Raw genomic sequence first — 8,725 nt, 5'->3', positions numbered from 1 at the left:
TTCTTGGAAGAAATGATTGCCCTCAAGAAAAAACCGGATGATGAAAAGAAGGCCTATCTCTATGACAACTGGAAGGTGCTCGATTACTACGAACGCTTCGTTTTCACCAAGCTGATCACCGGCAGTTTCCGTATCGGGGTCAGCCAAAAGCTAATGACCCGCGCTTTGGCAAAAGCCACCGAAATAGACGAGGATATTCTCGCCTATAAACTGATGGGCAATTGGAATCCCGATAAAATATCTTTTCAGGAACTGATCTTGGAGGAAAACGAGAGCGATTACCTCTCGAAACCCTATCCTTTTTATTTGGCCTATGCCATCGAAGGTGCCGTGGATGATCTGGGGGATGTCAACGATTGGTCCGCCGAGCATAAATGGGACGGTATCCGCTCACAGGTCATCCTTAGAAACGATGAAATATTTGTCTGGAGCCGTGGGGAAGAGCTGGTGACCGATAAATACCCGGAATTTCATGCCTTTATCGGTATTATTCCCAACGGAACGGTCATCGACGGTGAAATTTTGCCCTATACAAAAGGTGAAATCGGCACTTTTAACGACCTGCAAAAACGAATTGTCAGGAAAACGGTTTCCAAGAATTTATTGCAAAAAGTACCCGTGATTTTAAAAGCCTACGATTTTTTGGAATGGAAAGGGGAAGATATTCGGGGGATGGTGTTTAGTGAACGAAGGAAACTTCTCGAAAAACTATTTCATTCGGTCACCGGGATGAGCCGCGATGCTGTCACTTCGAGCACCTCGACTGCGCTCGGCACAGGCGCAGTCGAGAAGCCTGTGCCTGAAACCTTGACCTATAGCGATACCGGCGCTGTTGAAGTACCTCTTCACCTCTCCGAAACCATCCACTTCAACTCTTGGGAAGAAGCCGCCAAGGAACGCGAACGTTCGAGGGAAGTCCGCAGCGAAGGCCTGATGCTAAAGCGCAAGGATTCTCCCTATCTTGTCGGACGGAAAAAAGGCGACTGGTGGAAATGGAAGGTCAATCCCCTCACCATTGACGCCGTGCTCACTTACGCCATGCGCGGCCACGGCAGGCGTAGCAACCTTTTCACAGATTACACCTTCGCCCTTTGGGACGAAAATGAAGACGGCGAAAAAGAACTCGTCACCTTCGCCAAAGCCTACTCCGGCCTCACCGATGCCGAGTTCCGGAAAGTGGACAACTGGATCAAAAAGAATACTTTAGAGCGGTTTGGGCCCGTGCGATCTGTGACGCCCCATCATGTTTTTGAAATCGCCTTTGAAGGTATCGCCTTTTCAAAACGACATAAAAGCGGGGTGGCTACACGGTTTCCAAGGATATTGCGGTGGCGGCAGGATAAGAAGATCGAGGACGCAAATAATATTCAGGATTTGAAGGATATGATTGTGTGAAAGTGGTAAGAAAAGGAAAAGAAGCAATAGTCAAGCGATGCACTGGCTCTTTCCTCCAGTAGGGGAAAGAACCGAAACCACTTATGAACAGAGACCAACTTTACAATATCGCCGAAACCTGGTTCCAGCAGCAAGAATGGAAACCTTTCAAGTTCCAAAAGGATACTTGGAAGGCTTTCTTGCATGGCAAACACGGGCTACTGAATGCGCCCACTGGCAGTGGTAAAACCTATGCGCTGTGGTTTCCGATCGTATTGAACTACATAAAAAGCAATCCCGAATACAAGACCGAACACAAAAAGGGCTTAAAGGCAGTCTGGATTACGCCCCTACGCGCCCTATCCCAAGAAATCCGACAATCCGCAGAACGGGTCACGGCAGACTTGGAAACGCAGATGACGGTAGGGGTGCGAACGGGTGATACGTCTACCAAGGAAAGGTCGCGAATGAAAAAACAGATGCCCGATCTGCTAATTACTACTCCCGAAAGCCTTCAATTACTGCTGGCTTCCAAGGGTTATAATACAATTTTTAAGGACTGCTCTGCCATCGTGGTCGACGAATGGCACGAGCTTCTGGGCACCAAGCGCGGCATTCAGATGGAACTGGCGTTGTCCCGATTAAAAACGGTTTCCAAAAACCTTCGTATTTGGGGTATTTCCGCTACCATCGGTAATCTGGAACAGGCCCGGGAAGTGCTTTTAGGGCCCGGAACACCTGCCTTTGAAAATTCCGTGATGATCAAGTCGAAACTCAGCAAAAAAATTTCGGTCCGGAGTATCATCCCCGAAAAAATGGAAACCTTTCCGTGGCGAGGGCATTTGGGACTGCACCTATTAGAATACGTTGTGCCCATTATCAACAACAGCAAAACCACTTTACTTTTTACGAACACCCGCAGCCAATGCGAGATCTGGTTCCAGAAAATTTTGGAAAAACATCCCGAATACGCCGGGGAAATCGCCATGCACCACGGCAGCATCAATAAAGAGACGCGGAATTGGGTGGAACAGGCCATCCGCAACGAAAGCCTAAAAGCAGTGGTCTGTACTTCCAGTCTGGATTTGGGAGTGGATTTTGCACCCGTCGAAACCGTTGTACAGATCGGTGGCCCGAAAGGGGTGGCCCGCTTTCTGCAACGTGCCGGCCGAAGTGGGCACCGTCCGGGCAAAGAGAGCGTCATCTATTTTCTTCCTACCCACGCCATCGAACTTATCGAGGCATCGGCATTGCAAAAGGCGGTAAAGCAGAACGCTGTGGAAGACCGTCTCCCCTACCTCAACAGTTTTGATGTTTTGCTCCAATATCTGACCACTCTGGCCGTATCCGACGGATTTTATCCCAAAGAAATCTTCCCCGAAATCAAACAGACTTTCTGCTATCAGGCCATCTCGGAAGACCAATGGCAATGGCTGCTCAATTTTATCGTTATGGGCAGCCAAAGTCTGCAGACTTATGACGAATACAAAAAAGTAGAAGTCGAGGGTGACGGCAAGTTCAAGGTCAACAATCGCGGCATCGCCATGCGCCACCGGTTTCAGATCGGTACCATTGTCGGCGATGCCAACTTGGCGGTCAAATATCAGAGCGGCGGCTATATCGGCTCGATCGAGGAGTTTTTCGTTTCCAAACTGAACCGTGGCGACGTGTTCACTTTCGCCGGTCGTAATCTGGAATTCATCCGCATTAAGGAAATGCAGGTATACGTCAAGAAATCATCCAAGAAAACCAACAAAGTGCCGAGTTGGATGGGCGGGCGACTATCCCTTTCCGCACAGATGTCTGAACTGCTGCGCGAGGAACTCTATACGGCCAGATTGGACAAAAGCCACCAATCCGTTGAAATACGGTCGCTATCCCATTTGTTCGAAAGACAACGTAAGGAAAGCATCGTACCCTCGCCGCAAGAACTGCTGATCGAAACGTTCAAGACCCGCGACGGCTACCACCATATGATATACCCTTTCGAGGGCCGCTTCGTGCACGAGGCCATGGGCAGTCTTCTGGGCTATCGCATCAGCCTTTTATCTCCGATTACCTTCTCTCTGGCTTTCAACGATTACGGTTTCGAATTATTATCGGACCAAGAAATCGATATGCAACAGGTCATTGATAACAATCTGTTCTCTACGGATTACATGCTCGACGACCTTCAAAAAAGTCTGAACTCCACCGAAATGGCACGCCGAAAGTTCCGTGATATTGCAGTCATCAGCGGTATGGTCTTTACCGGCTATCCCAATAAAGGCATTAAAATGAAACATCTGCAGAGCAACTCACAATTACTCTTCGATGTTTTTCGCGATTACGAACCCGACAACCTGCTCTTTCAACAGGCCTTTCGCGAAACCTTCGAACATCAGCTGGAAGAAGGCCGCCTACGATTGGCACTGGAACGGATCGCCACCCAAGAAATTGTTTGGAAAGCCTGTGAAAATCCGACGCCCTTCTCCTTTCCGTTGATTACCGACCGAATGAGCCGCGAAAAGCTATCCAGCGAAAAACTAGAGGATCGGATCAAAAGGATGGCGGCGATTTTGATGCGGAAGTAATCCTGAATACAAAAGATTTTAAAAGGAAAAATTAGTAACTTTACAAAAACCGATAATTATGAGTGTTTCCGAATTACAGAACGCTATCATTAAAAAACTCCTTACCATTGAAGACGTGGAAACACTTTCGTTTTTTAAGGAAATGCTTTTAAAACAGGCGGCCGATAAAGTGTATAAACTCTCTGATTTTGAAAAAAGGATTGTGTCGGAAAGCAAAGCCGATTATAATGCCGGCCGGCTTTTGGATCATGATGAAGTTTTCAAGAGAAATGAAAAATGGTTAGAACAATAAGATGGACTTCTAGAGCGGACAGAATCTTCACTGAAATTTTAGAATTTTATTATCGTAGTACTAAATCAAAGTCATACAGCAGAAAATTAAATCGGGAAATTGACGAGGTTCTCGAACTTATAAAAATCTATCCTTTTCTTGGAATGCCTTCCGATGTCGCCTATACAAGAGTTTTTGTTAGTGGCCATTTCAAAATTTTCTACGAAGTAAAACCTGATGAAATTGTAGTACAGCTAGTATGGGATACCCGACAAGATCCCGAAAAATTTCCCTTGACATGATAGGTTTTGAATCCCTGAAAATCCAAAACCAGACCTTCGACCTGCATCCATCCGGGGCACTGTTCTGGCAAGAAAAATCCATCCTTCTGATTAGTGATGTGCATTTGGGTAAGGTCTCTCATTTCAGAAAATTCGGGGCGGCGGTACCCCAAAACGCCATCCGACAAAATTTTGATTTATTGGATGCCGCCGTCAATTTGTTCCGGCCGAAAATCCTGATTTTTTTAGGGGATCTCTTCCATTCCTCCTTGAATACGGAATGGCACTTGTTCGAAAAATGGGCATCCACCGTTATTTCGGATATCATATTGGTAGCCGGTAACCATGATATCATTTCCCCCTTAAAATATGAAGTCTTGGGCATACGTGTAGTCTCGGAGGTACAATTGGAGGGATTCCTCCTTACCCATCATCCCGAAGTGCGGGAAGGCTTTTTTAACTTTTCTGGCCATATCCATCCGGCGGTACGGTTAAGCGGTCCGGGAAGACAAACCCTTCGCCTACCCTGTTTTTTTAAATCGGAGTATCAAATGATCCTTCCGGCCTTCGGAACCTTTACAGGCACTTATATTCTGGAGCCGACAAAAACCGACGAAGTCTTTGCGGTTGCCGGGGATTCCGTTTTTAAAGTGGAATTAAAAGAATCTAAACGAGGTTTTCGAAATAGTCCGTTTTAAATTGAATCAGGTTCGAACACCTTTGGATTGAATTTTACTTTTGAAATTAGAGAATCAACCGTAATTACCTTTTTCCAATCAACTCTTCACCTAAATAGACCCATGAAAAAGACATTGGCCATCCTAAATCTACTATCGGTAGTGTTCGTTATTGCCGTAAACTACGTATCCCAAGCCCTGCGCCTAAATGACACCACCATCGGCGAAATCAGTAAGAAATACAACAGCCTCTTTACGCCGGCGGATTATGCCTTTGCCATATGGGGCCTCATTTTTTTGGGATTGCTCGCCTACTCCATTTTTCAGATCCGACGCGCATTTTTCAGCGAAAAGAAAAGTCCGTTCATCGAGCAGACAGGCTATTGGTTCATATTGGCGAACGTATTGAACGCAGCATGGGTACTAGCTTTCGTCTATGATTATACGGGATTGTCGGTCTTAATCATGCTAGGCATCCTATTTTCCCTGATAAAGATCATTGTGAACACCAACATGGAACGCTGGGATGCGCCCATTGAGGTTATCGCTTTCGTCTGGTGGCCTATTTGCCTCTACAGCGGATGGATCGCCGTGGCCACCATCGCCAATGTGTCCACCTACCTGACCAAAATCGGTTGGGAAGGTTTCGGTCTAGGCGACCAAGAGTGGACAATTACAATGATTGCCGTCGCCACTTTGCTCAATATCATTATGATTTGGAAACGCAACATGCGCGAATTCGCCGCGGTAGGCATATGGTCATTGATCGCCATTTTTATCCGGCACCGAGACTCCATAGATTCCTTGGCAAACACTGCCATGGCCTGCAGTATCATTCTATTCGTCATCGCAGCTATCCACGGCTATCGGAACAGAGAGACGAATCCTGGCTTTAAGTGGAAGGAAAGACTGAAAAAATAAATACGGGCCATCACTCATAACTCCTAATTTTTCACTGCCAACCGCTACTGACAACCCAATTACACCATACTCTTAACATCATTCCCCCAAGATGGATACGTAAAGATAGTCCGCTTAACATCCGTCGCCGTCATTTTGTTGTTGATCGCCAAGGTGAACAGGTTAATGGTTTCGGCAGCTTCAGGGCCGATGATATGGGCGCCGACAATTTCTTCGGTACGCTCGTTCAACAGTATCTTGTAAGCATAAACAGGTGCGTTGATGCGCTTGGCATTGAACCAGTCCGGCACGGATCCTTGCTTTACGATGACGTTCTTATACCTATCTCTAGCCTCCTCTTCAGAATATCCAACCCGGGCCATGTTCGGCAAGGTAAATACCACGGAGGGGATAACCGGTGTATCCAATTTCTTTTTATTGCCGTTGACAATGTTCTCCCCGACCACATATCCCTGCCTTCCGGATAACGGGGTCAAGGGCACATCATGGTCACTCACATCGCCACAGGCATAAACATTGGGATTAGTCTTGCTTTGAAGATAGGGATCCGTATCTATGCCCTTTTCATCAAAAGCTACGTTACCTTTTTCCAGATCCAAATCGGAAATCGAAGGAATCCGCCCCGCCGTATTGAACAACATATGTGCTTTGAGGGATTCTGCCTTGCCCCCTTTTTTATAGGAAAGCTTATATTTCTTCTTGGTCTTTTTGAGGGATGTGACATCCGCCTTAAAAATGAATTCAATGCCCATTTTTTTGGAATATTCGGTGAGTTCCTTGACCAGATCCGCATCGAAAGGCCCTAAAGGTCGGTCGGCGAAGTCGATAATGGTAACTTTTGAGCCACTACGTGCCGCCATGTGGGCGAACTCCATCCCTATGTAGCCAGCACCTACAAAAAGGATGCTTTTCGGAAGCTTTTTTAGGTTTAGAAAATCGTCGCTCACCTTTAAGAATTTTGCGCCGTCGAAAAGCAGTGGCCGTGGCTCATAACCGGTTGCAATAACGATTTTATCGGCCTGCACCGTCTTTCCCTCTATGGACAAGGTGTTTTCATCTAAAAATTTAGGGGATTGATGGTATAGTTTCATCCCCAATTTTTCCAGAGTCTCTTCGGTGGACTTGGGAACGGCACCGGTAAATTTCCTTTTGAACTTTTGCAGCTTTTTCCATTTTATCTTTGGCATCGATTCCAACCCCTTCCCTTGAAGCTGTTGCGCCTTTTGCCAGGCCTCGGTTGCCCCAAGCAGTACTTTCTTTGGGTCACAGCCACGATTCGCACAGACACCGCCATATTCGCGCCTATCCGCAATGGCCACTTTTAGTCCGGCCGTAACACAGGCTTTGGCCACGGTCTGCCCGGAGATGCCACTACCTATTACAAACACGTCGAATTTTTTGCCTTCATTATTTTTATCTTCCATAATTGCCGCCTTGAGTGGTTTAAAGTAGGTACAATATGCGACTTTTTTAGTGAACGGGGTAATCCATATTGCTTAAAAAAGGATGCAATGCATTGAACTTGTCTTAGTATCTTTGCACTTTCTAAAAAAGTAAGTTGACCCATTCCTCGATCACCCATTTGTTCGCACAGTCTCCGCAAGGCCGGAAACTGCGGGAGGCTATTGCCAACAATGTCACTTCGAGCGCAGTCGAGGTGTTCGGCACAGGGGCAGTCGAGAAGCCTTCCCAAACAAAAACGATTTACATAAAAGGCCTAACCGGTTCTTCTTTGTCATTCGTTTTGTCAGATGCTTTCAAGCATTCGGATGCGCCATTTCTTCTAATTTTCAACGACAAGGAAGAAGCTGCCTATTATCTCAACGATTTAGAGCAGCTCATAGGCGAAAAGGATGTGCTTTTCTATCCCGGAAGCTATCGCAGGCCCTATCAGATTGAGGAGACCGATAACGCCAATGTACTGCTACGTGCTGAGGTGCTGAACCGCATCAATTCCCGTAAAAAACCGGCAGTAATCGTTACCTATCCCGATGCGCTTTTTGAAAAGGTCGTCACCCGAAGGGAACTGGACAAGAATACCCTGAAAATCAAATTGGACGATTCGCTTTCCTTGGATTTCCTGAACGAAGTACTTTTTGAATACCACTTCAAACGGGTCGACTTCGTGACGGAACCTGGCGAGTTTTCCGTTCGTGGGGGTATTGTCGACGTATTTTCCTTTTCCCATGACGAACCCTATCGTGTCGAGTTTTTCGGTGATGAAGTGGAGAGCATCCGTACCTTTGACGTCGAGACTCAGCTTTCTACGGAAAAGGTCAAGAAAATCTCCATCATCCCTAATGTTGCCGATAAACTCATTCAAGAAAAACGGGAAGGTTTTTTACAGTACGTATCCCCTGAAACTGTAGTATTCGCCAAGAATATCGATTATATTTTTGACCGTTTGGATGATTTCTACGGAAAGGCCATCGCCGCTTTCAAGAAATTATCCGAGGACATCAAACACGCCGAGCCAGAGGAACTTTTTATGAACTCCGAAGGTTTTAGGAAGCAATTGGAAGGGTTTGGGATGGTTACTTTGGGAGGCGCAAGGTCCCAAAACATCTCGACCGAGCCTGTACCGAGCGCATCCGAAGTGCCAAGAGCAACCAACGATGTCACATCGAG

General features: G+C 46.5%; 7 protein-coding genes and 1 pseudogene. 7 read left to right on the top strand and 1 reads right to left on the bottom strand.

Translation table 11 applies throughout. From position 1 onward, the window contains the following. The 6 genes from ACEW8S_RS07175 to ACEW8S_RS07150 all read left to right on the top strand — a co-directional run. Window positions 1–1,395: ATP-dependent DNA ligase (locus ACEW8S_RS07175; protein ID WP_373517484.1), on the top strand; the 1,395-nt coding region annotated here is incomplete at its 5' end. 83 nt (window positions 1,396–1,478) lie between these two features. After that, on the top strand, window positions 1,479–3,947 hold the full coding sequence (locus ACEW8S_RS07170; protein ID WP_373517483.1) for a ligase-associated DNA damage response DEXH box helicase: 2,469 nt from the start codon (window positions 1,479–1,481) through the stop codon (window positions 3,945–3,947). Window positions 3,948–4,005: 58 nt separating this feature from the next. Further along, complete coding sequence (locus ACEW8S_RS07165) at window positions 4,006–4,239, top strand: hypothetical protein (RefSeq protein ID WP_373517482.1); 234 nt, start codon at window positions 4,006–4,008, stop codon at window positions 4,237–4,239. Continuing rightward, a complete protein-coding gene (locus tag ACEW8S_RS07160; RefSeq protein WP_373517481.1) occupies window positions 4,224–4,520 on the top strand; it encodes a type II toxin-antitoxin system RelE/ParE family toxin in 297 nt (98 codons plus the stop codon). Before ACEW8S_RS07165 ends, ACEW8S_RS07160 begins: the two co-directional genes overlap by 16 nt. Continuing rightward, window positions 4,517–5,197, top strand: coding sequence for a ligase-associated DNA damage response endonuclease PdeM (gene pdeM / locus ACEW8S_RS07155; RefSeq protein WP_373517480.1), 681 nt, complete (start codon window positions 4,517–4,519; stop codon window positions 5,195–5,197). The genes ACEW8S_RS07160 and pdeM overlap by 4 nt, the downstream gene beginning before the upstream one ends. A 102-nt stretch (window positions 5,198–5,299) precedes the next feature. Next, window positions 5,300–6,097, top strand: coding sequence for a tryptophan-rich sensory protein (locus ACEW8S_RS07150; protein ID WP_373517479.1), 798 nt, complete (start codon window positions 5,300–5,302; stop codon window positions 6,095–6,097). A gap of 59 nt (window positions 6,098–6,156) precedes the next feature. Here ACEW8S_RS07150 and ACEW8S_RS07145 read toward each other — a convergent pair whose 3' ends face one another. Continuing rightward, window positions 6,157–7,521 carry an NAD(P)/FAD-dependent oxidoreductase gene (locus ACEW8S_RS07145; protein WP_373517478.1) on the bottom strand — a complete coding sequence of 455 codons (1,365 nt, stop codon included), beginning with the start codon at window positions 7,519–7,521 and terminating at the stop codon, window positions 6,157–6,159. Between the two features lie 134 nt (window positions 7,522–7,655). On the opposite strand from ACEW8S_RS07145, the pseudogene ACEW8S_RS07140 reads away from it, so the two are divergent. Beyond that, window positions 7,656–8,725 (top strand): annotated as a pseudogene (locus tag ACEW8S_RS07140) (transcription-repair coupling factor); the annotation flags it as partial.

This window comes from Pricia sp. (assembly GCF_041745955.1).
In the GTDB taxonomy this organism is placed as follows: domain Bacteria; phylum Bacteroidota; class Bacteroidia; order Flavobacteriales; family Flavobacteriaceae; genus Pricia.
The sequence above is the reverse complement of the archived record's forward strand: the minus strand, read 5'-3'. Positions and strand labels throughout refer to the sequence as shown.